We start from the raw sequence: 15,186 nt of genomic DNA, 5'->3' as shown, positions 1-15,186 counted from the left end.
AAATTAGCATTGGTTGAGACTGCTCCATCCGTAGCACTTTCTTGCTCCATTCCAAGAAAATGCGAACAAAAACTCCTTTCTCCTGCTGCTTCCCGTTCCTGCGCGGTAATCAGTTCGGTGTGCGTGCAGAAGGTTTATGCAAACAAACGCTTCGCGCCGGAAAAACTCAAGACTCGTGATTTCAATCCTGGATTCACCTTAGAAGAAAGACTGGAGCGGACCCTAAAGGCGGAGTTCACATCATCCGATCGCGAAATGATCTTTATGGAATAACCCTCTAGGAAGAAGCTGAGACATGTCTAAGACAATCGCAATGGGCTGCAATACATGCCACTATGTGTGGCTGCGAAAAAACGTCTTTCAGGCTTTGATGCAAGACGGCCACGACGTGGTGATTATGGCACCGGAAGATGCCTATACCGAATACCTCGTAGATATGGGGGTCACGCATTTTGATATTCCTATGAAAATGAATAAGAATCCAGTCTCGGATTATTTTCTGTATCGTCGGTTCCTGGCGGCATTCAGAGCTGTCCAGCCCGATGTCTTTCTGGGCTATACGATCAAGCCAAATATCTATGGATCAATGGCAGCGCACAAGATGGGTGTGCCTACGATTAACAATATCGCAGGCCTAGGAACCGTTTTTGTATCTGAAGATATAGTGGCGCAGATTGCCAAGACCCTCTATCGGATCGCTCTCGGGCGTGCCGGGATGGTCTTTTTCCAAAACTCCGATGATCGCCACCTATTTACGACGAGTGGTATCATCAAACATGATCGCCATGATCTTCTGCCCGGTTCCGGGGTCGATCTGTCGAGGTTTGCCTTCTCTCCCCTGTCCGTGCCATCAGGCCGTGACATGTTGCGGTTTTTGCTGATTGGGCGGATGCTCTGGGACAAAGGGGTCGGCGAATTTGTGGAGGCGGCACGGCATATTCGCAAATCGCGGACGGATGTCGAGTTCTGCCTGCTTGGAGGCATCGACAATGACAACCCGGCCGCCATCCCGCGTAGGCAAATTGACACTTGGGTCGCGGAGGGCCATGTCAATTATCTTGGTTATTCCGATGATGTGCCGGGCGAGATTCTGAAGGCCGATTGCGTCGTTCTGCCCTCAGCTTATCCAGAAGGCACGCCTCGTACACTTCTGGAGGCAGCCGCGATAGGGCGCCCGATCATCACAACGGATGCACCCGGCTGCCGCAGCACGGTCGATGATGGGGTCAACGGATATCTCTGTGCGCTGCGGGATGCCACTGATCTTCAAGATAAGATCGAAAAGGTTATCGCGCTGTCTCCGCAAGCGCGCAGTGACATGGGCCGAGCTGGCCGCGCCAAGATGGAGAGGGAGTTTGATGAGGCCATTGTCATCAGAAAATACTTGGAGATGATCCGAACGCTTTGACTTGTTGCGGGATGCCACTGGCAGGATGATCGTCATTGATGAATGCAAATCAATATCTCCGGTGAGTGCTGTAATTTTGCATTCAATTCGAAGCAGAGGAGTCAATAAATCGTCCAAATTGCCGAGATCGCCTCTGCCGCGTCACGCGATTGATTGGACACGTAACGCCTTATGCACTATACTAAAGGGGCCTTTGTGAGGGTGATGTTATGTTAAGATTTCAGACTCTTTCTATAGTCTGCGTTTTTGGGCTTTTTGGATCATTTGTTTCTGCGGCGCATGCGGATACCGTTGGATGCCATAAGTATGACTGGAACAAGTCCTACACCGCCGCGCATTGGGAAAAGGTTGTCAAAGATCTGAAAGCGTGGAAGGCTGCGCATAAGCCACACCACCCCTACTACTACACAATGAGCAAAAAGCTCGTCAGTGCCGAACACAACTGGAAAATCACCAAAGAGTACGACAAAAACGGGAAGAAGAAAGCACACAAGTCCAAGCATGATTGCAAGCACGACGTCAGCCCAAGCTAGGGCGTTGTGCACGGATTTCACCACTTTCTTCTCGTCTGTAGATTCGTCGTCCTGAAGGGTGACTGTTCCTCACACATCAATTGCTGCAATTTCCTTTGGCTCCGCTCAGCTGGAATGCCCGTGTGGCGCACTCGAGTGCTGAACCGTCACGCCTCGTGGCCACGCAAGAGTCGCATGATCTGTTTTGGGGACACAAAGATTTGCAACGAACCACGTGAGCAGATGGCCAATGAATCTCACATGGTCATGTCATTGTCCCGCACCCAATGCAGACAGCAGGCCGCATCTCCTTCGATACGGGGTGTTTTTGCTATTGATGTTCTGACGGCTGCGCATGTCCCCACGGGAAATGCCTGATCACTTTCCTTGAGAGCCCAAGACAACACTAACCGTCCAGAAGATAATCTTCAAATCGAGATGCCAGCCCATGTCTCGTACGTAATAGTTGTCCAGAAGCGTTTTCTGGCGCACCATTTCCTCAGAGTCCGTGTAGCCTTGCTTGACCTGCGAAAAGCCCGTGATGCCTGGGCGTACCGTTTCCCTAATGTGATAGCCCGGCATTTGCTTGGAATAAGTCTGCGCGAATTCATACACCTCCGGGCGTGGGCCAATCAGGCTCATTTCTCCTACGATGATATTCAGAATCTGCGGAACTTCGTCCAGACGCGTCTGTCGCATCCACCGACCGAATGGGGTTATCCGCCACTCTTCCAACTTATCGAAGGGGCCACGTTCGGTTGTTTTTTCTTCCGGCAGCATCGTGCGGAACTTAATCATCGAGAATTTTTGCTGATCTTTTCCCATGCGCTCTTGGCGAAAGAACAAAGGCCCACGGTTCCAGAAAATGTTCAGCACAAAGATGACTGCACAAAGAACCGTGAAAACGGGCAATGCAGCGAAACCTACAAAAATGTCAAAGATGCGCTTGGAAGCCAAGTAAACAGGCTTGCCTTTTTGCGCGGATTTGCAAGAGCTTGTCGAGTCGAAAGGCCAGCTTTCACTGGTAACTGAACCGCCAGTAAAATCCTTCATGAACTCAACCTCGTACCGAAAATCAAACTCGTACCAGAAATTCTTTGCATACATCTATTCCTACACACAGGCTGCTAAAAATCAGCCTCACCACTTGACAACCTTACGGCTAAACACACTCAAGTCATTTCGTCATCAAAATACCGGACGCACCATCCTTTTACCCCGTGGTTTAAAATAAACCTTCACTCGTGAACGCTCAGCTCTACCGCGCTTCGCTTCTACTAGGTTAACGTAACGTTAAAATCACAATCAACACAATTTTGCCAAATGTCCACCCAATCAACGCCAAACAAGACGATCTGGTCAAAATTCATCAAATTGTTGAAATGCTCCACCTGCAAAAGGTGAGGTCAAGAGCAAGCGACAATCTTAAGTTGTTTTTGCACATACCCTTAGGTCAGTATTTCAAGTGAACGCGCTGCGAGATGATCAGATTCGGCCTGAGCGGGGATAAGGAGAGACGTCAGGTCACGGGGTTAAGGGCGAGAAATCGCTTTTTGGGGAATAGGGCGCACGTTCCTGTTAGCGGTGACATCTCCATGGGCTTGAACTTTGAACAATGCCCGTAACATCCATTGCATTACGAAGAAAACAAATATTGTGGCTGTTCCGATCAACGAACCCAATAGCAAGCTTAGTAAAAGGCTGAACGACCAGGCAAACCAAAAGACAAAGGTAAATATCCAGCCTGCTGTTACGCCGAATAAGAACACTGCCATTTTATGGGTTGTCCTTTCTGTTGAACATCACCGCGCTCCGGTCAATTTAAGGTTTCCTTGCTGGGTTACTGCCTACCAATGGTGTACCCTCTTTATGTCAAAAATTGGGCTACTGGGCCGCAGCTGTGCGTCCAGGGTGAGTTATCTAATGTGCGCTGCGATGAGGGCGGCGAAATGTGGTCGTGTGTCCTCACGACACCTTCGGAAGAGATTACCTTCTGCTTGAAGTTCGCCCGGTCATGTCTGCCAAGAAAATCTGTCCCTACCGGGTTAGCTCTCAGGGCTTCTGTCTCCCAGATTCTCCAACATGGCACGAAGAGGATCTTCATTGGGCAGAAAGTTTTCAAACTCGACCGGTGACTGCGCGTTCAGGACCATACCATCCCGGCGCGCTGACGTAATTTCCTGTTCTGACAATGGTGCCACATGCTCTGGTGCATCAACACCAGCATAATAAGTCTGAAGCACGAGTTGCAGCCGCAGAGGCGCAAGCTGCACGTTATGGGGTGCCAATTCCCATGATTGCTTCAAACTGTTGCGCATGGCATCGATGTCATTGCTGCGCCCCTGAGCCTGCGCCAGATATGCCCAGCCGGAGGCATTGGCCGGGTCAAGGCGCAGCGATTGTTCAAGCAGTTCCAGTGCCTTTTGGGTTCGCGCCTCGAGCTCCTCCATGCCAATGACCGTCACGTCGCCCGTATTGTCAGGATCAACGGTCAAACCAATCTCGTTGAGATAGGTGAACCCAAGCTCAAGCAGATATTCGGCTTTGTCATAGTGCGCCGCGCTATTGGGCACACGCCAGCCGCCAACCACGCTCTCAAGGCGCTCGTCTTCGTTGAACGCTGGGCTGGTTGCGAACACCGTTGAGAAATTCACAACCGCAGCGATCACGAGAGCGACGGTCAAAAGACGACACAAGAACTTTCCCACAGTCACATCCCGCACATGTCAAAGCGCCCGCCAGTCTAAGCCCCTGCCCTTCTGACGTCTACTGATCTTGGTGGTCTTTTCATGATCTGAAAACAAAACTGGAAATCTGCCTTTACTGTGTTTCAACTGCGCCAGGCCGCAGTTGGTGTCACGGATATGATGGACATAGGCTGATGGGCTTGTAGAAGTAGGTCCCAATGAAACCACACGAACGTTTCTCCTTTGTGCAATGGGCTCTTATGTGGGCGCTGATGGTGTGTGTGCTCCTTGCAGCTGTACCGCTTGGCGCCAACCGGCCGGTATCGTGGACACTCTTGTCCCTCGCAGTTCTGATGCTCTTTGTTGTGCAGGTGTTCATTGACAGCGCCCAACGCCTTCCTGAACAGACCAGAGGATTATGGCTGCCTGCCACTCTCTTTCTGGGGGTTATCGCATGGAGCTGGGCTCAACTCATCCCCGGACCGCCCGCCCCCTATGTCCACCCGGTCTGGGAGATTCTGGACGACGCACCAGGCTACATCTCGGCGGACCCTGGGCAAGGCCGTCAGATCATGATGCGATACCTCTGCTATATGATGATCTTCTGGATCGCGTTCCGCTCTGCGGTCGTCAGCATTCGCGCAGGCACGATGCTCAAGATCATAGCCATCGCCTCAACCGCATTCGCCGTCTATGGCCTCTACACTATGGGAACCGGCTACAACCCGGTTCTGGGGGAGGGTGAGCAGGGGCCCGTTGTTACCGCAACATTTGTCAACCGCAACAGCTATGCCACTTATGCTGCCTTCGGCTTTCTGGCGAATATTGCAGCCTATCTGCACGTCACCAGCGGAACACGGACAGACGACGATCGATGGCAAAGCCTATTGCGTGAAATGCTCGAGCGGTTCTTTGACGGGGCATGGATATACGCTTTGGGCGCACTTTTGTGTTTGGGGGCTCTATCGCTGACGCAGTCACGTGCCGGCGGTGTCGCAGGGCTGATTGGGCTAGTCGTGTTTGCGGCCACCTGGAAAGGCTCAGGACGACGATGGAACCCGTGGCTTCTGCTCACTGCTGGGGGTGTGGTTGTGTTCGTTGTTCTGACAAGTGCGACCGGTCTGACCAACAGGTTACTGGCGACAGAGGCAGAAAACGGACGCTTCCTTGTTTATCCGGAAGTGGCGCGCGCGATCATGGACCGCCCGCTTTTGGGCCATGGTTTGGGATCTTTTCACGATGTGTTCCGACAGTATGTACCCGCCGAAGCGGCCGTGGGTGAATGGGTGCGGGCACATAACTCTTTTCTGGAGAATACGTTCGAGCTGGGCCTCCCCGCTGTAGCGGCCTTTTATCTCGCACTTCTGCTCATCACCTTTCGTATTTATCGCGCGACTGTGACGCGCAAACGCAACCGGGCGTTTTCGTGCTTTGCCCTTGCGGTCATTGCGACGGCGGCCACCCATTCGCTTTTTGATTTTAGCCTGCAAATGCCTGCGATTGCAGGCTTGTTTGCGGTTATTCTGGCAATGGGATGGGCGCAGAGTTTCTCAACATCTGGTTCACGTAGAAACATCACACCGCAACCGACGGTTAAAACCTCACCGACTTCCGAAGACCAAGTTGCAGGATCTATACCCGAATAGTCCGCTTAAAATTCAGCAAGACCTTGTAGAAGATCCAGGCCAACCCCACTCCAATCAGATTTCCGGCTAGATCAAGGGGGAAAAAAGTGCGCCCCGGTAGCGCGATTTGCACGACTTCAAACCCTATGGCTAGAACGATCATCAAAACAGTAAAACGCGAGGCCAATTCTACCCATCCCACATAGCTTAAGGCACCCAGGAAGAAGAAAATCACCAAATGAACAAGAAAGCTTGAAATCGGTGTTGGAGCAGCAACGAGCGTATCCCCTCCCATGCACATCCATGTAAGTACAAGAAACACCAAAATTGCCGAGATGCGGACAACCCGCTCGATAAGAATTTCCAAAATCATCACCTGCTTAAAGTCGCGCACGACCAATTGAGTTTGGACACTTTTTAACACACTCTCAGTGTATGACTCAGCATGCCAATGGAATGTCTGCGACAGCAAGCAAAAAACTGCTATTGCTGTGGGCGTGTTCTTGGAACAAATGTAGTGTAAGAAATTGCAATGCTCTTTAAACTGCCATTGGCTCGCCCAGATCAATACCCGGTAGTAGAGGTGTGGACGCGAGTTCTTGTTTTGGTCACAAAGTGGTTTTAGTTCTGGTGTGTACAACGTGAAAAATTCAGTTGAGCCTTTGATCCTGTCACACCCAATGAACACACCATCCCCTCAGACAGCCTCCATGGAGGGTATCAACGACACGATTGATATCCGTGGTATCGCCTTAAAGCTATGGTATGGAAAGTGGATAATCGCGATCTGCTTACTGATCGCCTATGTGCTCGCCTATTTGTCAAATTCCCAGATCGTTCCGACCTATCGCGCAGCCGCCACCGTGATGTTTAACGTCGAACAAAGCAGTGTCATCGAAAGTATTCTGAACGAAGATGGCTCCGACAGGGCTTCGCTGGAAGATCAGATGCTTATCCTGTCCTCAACCAATCTGATCGAGCGTGTGGTGGACCAGCTCAACCTCGATCAGAACCCCGAATTCAATCCGACTTTGCGCGAACCAGTACCAAGCCTTATGGACCGTGCTAAAAGTTATATTACGCTTCCCCCTGAAATCGTCGACATTATGGAAGATCTCGGCGTGATCGCCCCGCCACCGCCACCGCCATCGGCCGCCGATGCCGAAGCTCGTAAGCTCGCGTGGGAAGAGCGTCTACGCCAAGTCATTGTCCGCAATGTGTTACGTCGTCTGCAACTGGATCCTGTGGGCGGTTCAAATGTACTCGCTATTTCTTTCGTCTCGACTGATAGGAACACGGCGGCCAATGTCGCGAATGCGATTGCCAACCAGTATATCGTCGACCGGCTTGAAGCCAAACTAGAAGCGACGGAAGCTGCCACAAACTGGCTCAGCGTTCGCGTGGAGGAGTTACAGGTCGATTTGGAAACTGCGGAAAACAAAGTTGAGGCCGCACGCTCCGCGCTAGCCGCTGAGAGAGGCCAAAGCCTGGATATAACTCAACAGCAACTTGCGGCTTTAAATACAACGCTGATAGGGGCGCAAAGCGAAACTACGCGCATTCAGGCCGACTACAACCGGTTGCTCAGCGCTTTGGAGGATCCAGATGCGCTTGACACGGTTTCGGAATTTCGGGCGTCGCCTGAGATATCCCAAATCAGGCAACAGGAGAGCGAAATCGCCGCTCAGGTCGTTACGCTGAACGCATCGGTATCTCAAGATAATCCAGCCTTAGTGCTTGCCAAGCGACAACTTGAGCAGGTGCGCGAACAGATACTCGAACAGGTTCTTGAAGAAGCTGGAAAAATTGTTGCCGCCACCCAAAACGACCTGATCGCTGCACAGGAACGGGAAGCCGCATTGATAATACAAGTAAGGGAACTGGAGCAAAAAGCTTTCGACCAAGCGGCGGATGAGGTCACCTTGCGCCAGCTTGAACGCGAGGCCCAGGCCAGCAGGGGCCTATACGAAAACTTCTTAAATCGCCTACAGGAAGCAGACGTGCAGGACGATCTGCAAACTTCCGACGCCCGTATCCTGTCGCCAGCAGAAGTTCCGCTGCGCGCGCAGTCACAGCAACAACGCCGCACGAAGCTTTTGACAATGTTCCTAGGCGGAGCGATTGGTGTAGGAATTGTTTTCTTGCTGGATTTCCTCAACAATACATTTCGTTCGCCCGTACAGCTGGAAGAAGTGTCTGGTCTCACAGTTTTGGGCACCCTGCCCTCTGTTGGCTCTCGAATGGCACGCGCCGCTGTCTTGGAGAACCTCCGAAATAAACCAAATTCCTCTCTTGCAGAATCCGTGCGCAACCTCAGAACCAGCATTCTGCTGTCAAATGTGGACAACCCACCAAATGTGATCATGTTCACTTCCAGTGTCCCGCGGGAAGGCAAAACCACGAGTGCGATGCTGATGGCGATGACCAGCCGTCAGATGGGGAAATCCGTGATCATTTTGGATTGCGATCTGCGCATTGCTGCTCTGGGCACTATGCTCAAGGACACAGAGCAACAACCCGGATTGCTGTCTGTGATCGAAGGCATAACCCCGGTCAAGGACGCGATCTACGAGGAGCCAACCTCCGGCGTTCACGTGCTGGCAACTCATGCGAACGAGCGCCGCAGCGCGATCAACGCCGCTGATGTGCTGTCCTCGAAACGCTTTGAATATCTGATTAAGTCGCTGAGCGAGGCCTATGACCATGTGATCCTGGATGCTCCACCAGCTCTTGTGGTGACAGACGCCCGCATCCTGTCAAAACTGGTGGACGCGGTCGTTTATGCTGTGGCTTGGGACAAAACCCCACGCACTGCTGTTATCGAAGGATTGAAGGAAATGCGCTCTGTCGGGGCCCCAATTGCAGGCCTCGTGATGACGCTGGTCAACGAGGGGCGCGCCACAAAATACGCCTATGACGGGTATAATTACTACAAAGGCAAATATAGAGATTACTATGTCTCATAGCAAATGCGGGCACAATCTGGACCGAGTGGTGACAATTTCTCTATCACGCAAAAATGGCCTCGGTTTTCACAAAGTTGAATCCGTTCAGATTAAGTTACATGGTCAAATGCAAGCATCCGACCTTTAATCTGATGTCCTAGCCACCTAAACTAGCGTCATTGCGCCGGCCGCGAGAAGGGGTTTGGCATGGCGATACAGCGACTCTCAGACGAGGACATCTTGAAGCTGCTACGTGAGATTGAGCTGAATCTGGTGGCGATGTGTCTACATCTTACACGCCCCCCTGCCTGTCAATCGGCATTCAAACCTGACCCCCTATCGGCGCCCAATATTGACCCCCTTGATGCTGAGCAGGCCCGGCGCTGCGTAGTCTCCATTTAACGCAGCAGTGGCGGGCCTGCGGGGTTTCGGATTTGCGTTATGCGCGGTTTTTGAAGCGCCAGCTTTCGTTGCCGGTCTCGACGATCTCGCAATGGTGGGTGAGCCTGTCGAGGAGCGCGGTGGTCATTTTGGCATCACCGAAGACGCTGGGCCATTCCCCGAAGGCCAGGTTCGTGGTGACGATGATCGAGGTGCGCTCATAGAGCTTGCTGATCAGGTGGAACAAAAGCTGACCGCCGGTCTGCGCAAAGGGCAGATAACCCAACTCATCAAGGATCAGGAAGTCGAGCCGTGAGATGAGGTCGGCGGTTCGGCCCTGCCGTTCTGCACGGGCTTCGGCGTCGAGCTTGTTCACGAGATCGACGACATTGAAGAACCGCCCACGCCAGCCAGCTCGGATGCAGGCGCGGGCGATGCTAACGGCAAGATGGGTTTTGCCGGTGCCTGTGCCGCCGATCAGGACGAGGTTGCGTTGATGGTCGAGGAAGTCCCCACTTGCCAGGTCACGGATCAGCGTCTCGTTGACCTCGGCGGCCTCGAAGTCGAACTCTTCCAGTTCTTTGGCCAGGGGCAGTTTGGCAATGGTCATCTGGTATTTGACCGAGCGGGCTTGCTTCTCGCGGATCTCGGCGGTGAGCAAATCCCCTATGATCTGTTGCGGCTCATGCTGGCGTTTGACGGCGGTGGTCAGGACCTCGTCATACGCTGCTCTCATTCCGTAGAGCTTCAGCTTTCCCATCGCGTCGATCACGTCTGAACGTTCCATCTGCCTTTCTCCTCAAGCTGTCGTATCGGTCGCAGTCTGCAATTGGCTCGCAGGCCAGCTGCAGCGCGTCCGGGGTGGTAATGGTCAAGGGTGGTGGCGGCTCGCGGTGCCGGGCCAGGATGTTCAGCACGACGCCAGCCGAATGAACGTTGTGGCTGAGGGCTTCGGCACATGCGGCCTCGACCGCATCGATCCCGTCGGTCAGCACGGCGCTGAGGATGTCGACCATCTGTCGGTCGCCGCCGGGCTGGTGTTCCAGTTTGCGCCACACGCGTCGGATTGGCACCGGCAACTCCCACTCCTTGAACGGCGCCCCGTTGCGAAGGGCACCAGGTTTGCGGGCCAGAACGGGTATGTAATGCAGGGGATCAAAGATGGTTTTATCCCGCCCGAACGCCCTAGCGTGACCGCCGACAATCCGGCCGTCCTGCCAGCATTCCAGCCGGTCCGCATAGGCGCGGATCTCCACCGGCCGCCCCACTGCACGGGCATCGACCGAGTACCTGTTCTTGTCGAAGCGGATCAGACAGGTCTTTGACACCGACGCTGGAACTGCGTGGAACCCATCGAACGGGCCGACGTAAGGAACAAGGCTTGGGCGCTCGTCTTCGAACACCTCCCAGATTGTCCTGTCCCGCAGCTCCGGATGTTTGTTGGCCCGGGCATAGGCCAGGCACCGATCTTCCAGCCAGGCGTTCAGCTCGGCATAGGATTTGAACTTCGGGCGTGGCACGAAGAACCGCCGTCGGATCACACCGACCTGGTTCTCGACCTGGCCCTTCTCCCAACCGGACGCAGGCGTGCAGGCCACGGGGTCGACCAGATAATGCCCGCACATTTGCTGGAACCGCCGATTGTAAGCGCGATCCTTGCCCACGAAGATCGCATCCACTGCCGTCTTCATATTATCGTAGATGCCTCGGGCGCAGGCGCCGCCGAAGAAGGCGAACGCCTTGTCGTGGGCGTCGAACACCATCTCCTGCGTCTCGCGGGGGTAAGCCCGGACAAACGGCATCCGGCTGTGGCTCAGGCGAACATGCGCAACCTTCACCGTCACGGTTGCACCATCGATCAGAACGGTCTCATGGCTCCAGTCGAACTGGTAGGCTTCGCCGGGATCGAAGCTCAGCGGAACATACGCCGCTGCAGATGCCTCCCGCGTCGCCTTCGACCAACTGGCCGCATATCGGCGAACCGCATCGTAACTGCCGTCATAGCCGCGATTGCGCAGTTCTTCGTAGACCCGGACAAGTGTCAGACGCTGGCGCTTGGGCTGCCGGGCGTTCTCGGCAAGCATCTCGTCCAGGTCGGAACGCCAGGGATCGATCTTCGGCCGGGGCTGCGTCGAACGGTCATAGCTGAACTCCGTTGCACCCGAACGCACCACCTTGCGCACCGTGTTCCGCGACACTCGCAGCTCACGGCAGATCTGCTTGATCGACTTACCCTGGATGAAATACGCCCGCCTGACCTTCGCAATCGTTTCCACAACCAACATCCCCAAACCGCTCCCTCAAGCCTTTGAGGAAGCTTCTGAACAGAAATATCAGGGGGGTCACTTTTGGACGCCGATTACCCCAATACAGGGGTCAATTTTGCATGCCGTTTCACACACACCAAGATGGACAGCACCGTCCGGTATCTCGGTGTTGAGCTGGAAGATGCGCTTGCGATCGCAGAGGCCATTGAAATCTAACAACTTGGGCCGTCTTCGCGGACGGCCCAAACAAGACCTTGGCGAAATCTGCGGCGAACAGCGACGAGGAGCCCAGAGCGACGGTCTTCTTGCGGAGCAGGCAAGGACATCGCTTTAAAGTTTCAACTGACACGGCGTATTAGAAAATTCAGAAAAAACTGCCCGTCAATCCTGCGCGGCTCGTAGACAAGCCTTCTTCCTGGCGAAAGTCCTTCGGGCAGTTTGACGCTTATATTGACCTTATAGGGTGTCGCCTGCCCGAAATGCGAACTCAATGTGAAGCGCAATTTCAACTGACCGGAGTCATCGAATTTGCCAGTGAAGTCCCTAAACCAAGGCCCTTCGGCCGCAAAGCCTTGGGCAGATAGCAAGGTCAGCTTGTCTCCATTGCGATTGATGCGCAAGGCTGCAAGTGGCTCGATTTTTCCGGGGAAATAGGCCTTGTCGGGCCGACTGGTTGTTTGCCAATAATCATCGTCCCATCTGCGTCTGATTAAGACAATGTAGTCACCATCAAAAGTCGCGAAAGACGGCGCGACCAACTGATTACAGACTCTTCCTTGCTCTCCTCGAAGTGCGGCAAGAGTTTCACTGGTCTCGAGGCTCTCAGGCGTCAGTCCAAGATTCTCTCTAGCGCTGATATACCGAGAGAAAGCAGATCTCGTGCGTGGGCCCGCAACACCGTCCGCTGTGCCAGCGCTGCAGCCAACGCGATTTAGCTCAGTTTGTATATCACGGATCAGGCTGCGCGTCTCTGTATCATCCTTCGCGCTTTGAGGCGATGTCGGCACAAGAGCTGCTACTTTGTCTCGCGCAGTACTACTGTTGCCCGGCACTTCGTCCTTCTGGTGCTCAGCAAGCAAGTCGTCCCGCAACGAAAGGGCGAGCGCGACTGCAAAATGATCCCTTTCGCCTTCGTATCGCTCCAGAAACATCTCGATCGCATCAAGCCTTCCGAGCGAACGCGCAAGTTCAAAGTCCGCATAAATCTGGTCTTCGACACGCTCAATTTCTTCCTCTGGCGTCGAGCCTGCAGCCGCATCTGGAACAAGAAAAATGTCTCTGGCGGGAAGCGAGCCATAAGTAAATGGCTCCTGATAGCCTTCTGTCAGAGTGTAAACCCTGTCGCGGACTCGCCGAAACAACTTGCCAATCTCAAGTCCGGGTTCCTCGATGTGGTTGAGCAGAGCCTGAGCATAGGGGCTGTTGCGGCCATCGCCGTCAAGCGCCAGCGTTCCGCTCCTTGCAGCATATCCAACCAACACACCTCCCGGATCGATACGTGCAAGTCCGCGTCCAATTGAGCGGGTGCTGTTTGTGCGCTCCATAGTCGCGAGGAATGGATTGTTGCGGCAGGCGTCAACCAACACGATCTTCAAGCCGGGTGCGCCCGCGATGGAGCTAATCAATGTGTTGAGGCGGATTGCCTCGAGTTCGATGTCACGGTCGCTCCGCAGTTCCGCACTGACAGGGATCAGGAAGTTCGTGTTGTCCAACTCGATGCCGTGGCCGGCGAAGTATACGATGACCGACTCGGCGTTTTTTGCCTTTTCTCCAAAGTCACGTATGGCAAGGCGCATGTCGCGGTAATCCAGATCAAGACCTGTTGTGACCTCAAACCCGATCCTGCGCAATGCCTCTGCAATGTCGATCGCATCATTCGACGGGTTTTTGAGATTGCTGACATGTTGGTAGTTCGCATTGCCAATTACCAAGGCAACTTTGTCCGCCAGCACCATCGCAGGCAGAAAACAAAACACAACTGAGAACAGGATACGCTTCATGTGAAATATCGCCGTTAACGCGTCTACCATATGAACGTTTCCACACTTTCGGAATTCAATCAATATGACCGGCGTGGACAAGCTCTAGCTCGGCTTAGGCCGCATAGCGGAGTTCGGGATTGACACGACGAAGGTTCGTTTCCCGCCCATTGCGCCAGTTTCGGCATGGACCATTCATATGAAGTACGAACTCGGAGCCGCCTTGCGGCGGGACAGAAAGATGCTCGCTTGGGAAGCTATCTAAACGTCAGCTTCCGCATTTCCTGCGAGCATGCGTAGCGACTGCAGCGAACTTCCACTTCCCGCCCTTCGTGCCGTACTTCAGCCCCCTACCCGTCCCGATCTAGCTTTAACCAATATCGCGTGTACCGGAGTTCACCCGTTCGGATCAAAGCGCCCTTCTCTACCAGGTTCTGGAGATCCCGCGTTGCTGTGGCGCGCGATGTTCCCGTGATCGAGATATAGTTCTCAGCGCTCAATCCCCCTGTGAACCCATCCGGCCCAGCCTTGAACAAACGGGCGATTACCTTGCTTTGGCGAGTGTTGAACTGATCACGGTACCGATCATAGAAGTGCGTCTTGGAAATAAAGAAACCAACCCGCTCAAGCGTCACCTGCTGTGCTGTAAGGACAGTTTCGGCAAACCAGACGAGCCACGGTGTGACTTCCAGCGTCTTTTGATGGCGTTCGAGTTGGTCGTAGTAAGCCTTCCGCTCTCGCTCGATCGTGAAAGCAAGGGCAATCAGACTTGGCTGACCGATATTCTGGGCCAAGGACTTTTCAGCCAGCGCCCTACCCAACCGGCCATTGCCGTCCTCAAAGGGATGAATGCTCTCGAAATACAGATGGCTCAAACCGGCCCGGATCAGTGCGCGCAATGGTTCGGGACCATCCGGTGCGGTCCGGTTGAACCAGGCTACGAACTGGTCCATTTCAGCCGGAACCTGATGTGAAGGTGGAGCTTCGAAATGCACCGTTGGGCGGTCGAGCCTGCCTGAGACGATTTGCATCGCATCCTCATGGCTCCGGTATGATCCAATCGTTTCCAGATGCCTGTCATGGGACAGAAGCATGTCATGCCACCGAAACAGGGTGTCGTGTGACAGTGGTTCCGAATAGTTGGAATAAACATCCACCATCATTTCAGAAACGCCCTGCTCGCGCGGTTTGGATGGATAGCTGTCGGGAGCCAGTCCAAGATGTCGGCGCAAGGAAGATTGCACGCTGAGACGATCCAGCATCTCACCTTCGATCGCGCTGGTCTTCATTGCTTCTTCGCTTAGCAGGTCGATACGCAATTGATCTCGATCCGATGTGTTCACATGATGAACCGCTCCAAGAACTTCCCCTGAGGACCAGAG

Annotated in this window: 12 protein-coding genes and 1 pseudogene; 6 read left to right on the top strand and 7 right to left on the bottom strand. The window is 53.8% G+C overall.

Annotated elements, in window-relative coordinates; genetic code table 11:
- The first annotated feature begins 9 nt into the window (after positions 1 to 9).
- From ACR0L9_RS19025 to ACR0L9_RS19015, 3 genes are all read left to right on the top strand, one after another.
- Complete coding sequence (locus ACR0L9_RS19025; protein ID WP_480896416.1) at positions 10 to 273, top strand: hypothetical protein; 264 nt, start codon at positions 10 to 12, stop codon at positions 271 to 273.
- 22 nt (positions 274 to 295) lie between these two features.
- Positions 296 to 1,408 (top strand): glycosyltransferase family 4 protein, encoded by a 1,113-nt coding sequence (locus ACR0L9_RS19020; protein WP_480896415.1) that lies wholly within the window; start codon positions 296 to 298, stop codon positions 1,406 to 1,408.
- Between the two features lie 209 nt (positions 1,409 to 1,617).
- Positions 1,618 to 1,941, top strand: a complete 324-nt coding sequence (locus tag ACR0L9_RS19015) for a hypothetical protein (RefSeq protein ID WP_480572145.1) — start codon at positions 1,618 to 1,620, stop codon at positions 1,939 to 1,941.
- A gap of 357 nt (positions 1,942 to 2,298) precedes the next feature.
- Here the strand turns inward: ACR0L9_RS19015 and ACR0L9_RS19010 are convergent, their stop codons facing one another.
- Together ACR0L9_RS19010 and ACR0L9_RS19005 are read right to left on the bottom strand one after the other, a co-directional pair.
- Complete coding sequence (locus ACR0L9_RS19010; protein ID WP_480896414.1) at positions 2,299 to 2,973, bottom strand: sugar transferase; 675 nt, start codon at positions 2,971 to 2,973, stop codon at positions 2,299 to 2,301.
- A gap of 992 nt (positions 2,974 to 3,965) precedes the next feature.
- Positions 3,966 to 4,604 carry a hypothetical protein gene (locus ACR0L9_RS19005; protein WP_480896413.1) on the bottom strand — a complete coding sequence of 213 codons (639 nt, stop codon included), beginning with the start codon at positions 4,602 to 4,604 and terminating at the stop codon, positions 3,966 to 3,968.
- Positions 4,605 to 4,942: 338 nt separating this feature from the next.
- On the opposite strand from ACR0L9_RS19005, the gene ACR0L9_RS19000 reads away from it, so the two are divergent.
- Entirely contained in the window at positions 4,943 to 6,253 is a 1,311-nt protein-coding gene (locus tag ACR0L9_RS19000) for an O-antigen ligase family protein (RefSeq protein ID WP_480896412.1), read from the top strand.
- Here the strand turns inward: ACR0L9_RS19000 and ACR0L9_RS18995 are convergent.
- Positions 6,240 to 6,626: a VanZ family protein gene (locus ACR0L9_RS18995; RefSeq protein ID WP_480896411.1), complete on the bottom strand. Its 387-nt coding sequence runs from the start codon at positions 6,624 to 6,626 to the stop codon at positions 6,240 to 6,242. The genes ACR0L9_RS19000 and ACR0L9_RS18995 overlap by 14 nt on opposite strands.
- A gap of 316 nt (positions 6,627 to 6,942) precedes the next feature.
- On the opposite strand from ACR0L9_RS18995, the gene ACR0L9_RS18990 reads away from it, so the two are divergent.
- Positions 6,943 to 9,198, top strand: coding sequence for a GumC family protein (locus ACR0L9_RS18990; protein WP_480896410.1), 2,256 nt, complete (start codon positions 6,943 to 6,945; stop codon positions 9,196 to 9,198).
- A gap of 418 nt (positions 9,199 to 9,616) precedes the next feature.
- Here ACR0L9_RS18990 and istB read toward each other — a convergent pair whose 3' ends face one another.
- A complete protein-coding gene (gene istB, locus ACR0L9_RS18985) occupies positions 9,617 to 10,345 on the bottom strand; it encodes an IS21-like element helper ATPase IstB (RefSeq protein ID WP_480842877.1) in 729 nt (242 codons plus the stop codon).
- Positions 10,278 to 11,843 (bottom strand): IS21 family transposase, encoded by a 1,566-nt coding sequence (gene istA, locus ACR0L9_RS18980; protein ID WP_480842875.1) that lies wholly within the window; start codon positions 11,841 to 11,843, stop codon positions 10,278 to 10,280. Before istA ends, istB begins: the two co-directional genes overlap by 68 nt.
- Positions 11,844 to 11,957: 114 nt before the next feature.
- Between istA and ACR0L9_RS18975 the strand changes: the two are divergent.
- Positions 11,958 to 12,041 (top strand): annotated as a pseudogene (locus tag ACR0L9_RS18975) (integrase); the annotation flags it as partial.
- A 122-nt stretch (positions 12,042 to 12,163) separates the two neighbouring features.
- Here the strand turns inward: ACR0L9_RS18975 and ACR0L9_RS18970 are convergent.
- Both ACR0L9_RS18970 and ACR0L9_RS18965 read right to left on the bottom strand, forming a co-directional pair.
- The gene (locus ACR0L9_RS18970; protein WP_170417841.1) at positions 12,164 to 13,825 is read right to left on the bottom strand and encodes a caspase family protein; all 1,662 of its coding nucleotides are present in this window, start codon (positions 13,823 to 13,825) and stop codon (positions 12,164 to 12,166) included.
- A gap of 329 nt (positions 13,826 to 14,154) precedes the next feature.
- The coding region (locus tag ACR0L9_RS18965) for a Fic family protein (protein ID WP_480896408.1) at positions 14,155 to 15,186 on the bottom strand (1,032 nt) is incomplete at its 5' end.

It is taken from the genome of Ruegeria sp. I3, from assembly GCF_056532525.1.
Note: the sequence above shows the minus strand (reverse complement) of the source record. Positions and strands in the feature narration are given on the sequence as shown.

Bases quoted from the DNA above. Each gene is read 5' to 3' on its own strand.
- ACR0L9_RS19020 (WP_480896415.1), top strand. From the start codon at position 296: ATGTCTAAGACAATCGCAATGGGCTGCAATACATGCCACTATGTGTGG.
- ACR0L9_RS19015 (WP_480572145.1), top strand. From the start codon at position 1,618: ATGTTAAGATTTCAGACTCTTTCTATAGTCTGCGTTTTTGGGCTTTTT.
- ACR0L9_RS19010 (WP_480896414.1), bottom strand. From the start codon at position 2,973: ATGAAGGATTTTACTGGCGGTTCAGTTACCAGTGAAAGCTGGCCTTTC.
- ACR0L9_RS18990 (WP_480896410.1), top strand. From the start codon at position 6,943: ATGGAGGGTATCAACGACACGATTGATATCCGTGGTATCGCCTTAAAG.
- istB (WP_480842877.1), bottom strand. From the start codon at position 10,345: ATGGAACGTTCAGACGTGATCGACGCGATGGGAAAGCTGAAGCTCTAC.
- istA (WP_480842875.1), bottom strand. From the start codon at position 11,843: ATGTTGGTTGTGGAAACGATTGCGAAGGTCAGGCGGGCGTATTTCATC.
- ACR0L9_RS18970 (WP_170417841.1), bottom strand. From the start codon at position 13,825: ATGAAGCGTATCCTGTTCTCAGTTGTGTTTTGTTTTCTGCCTGCGATG.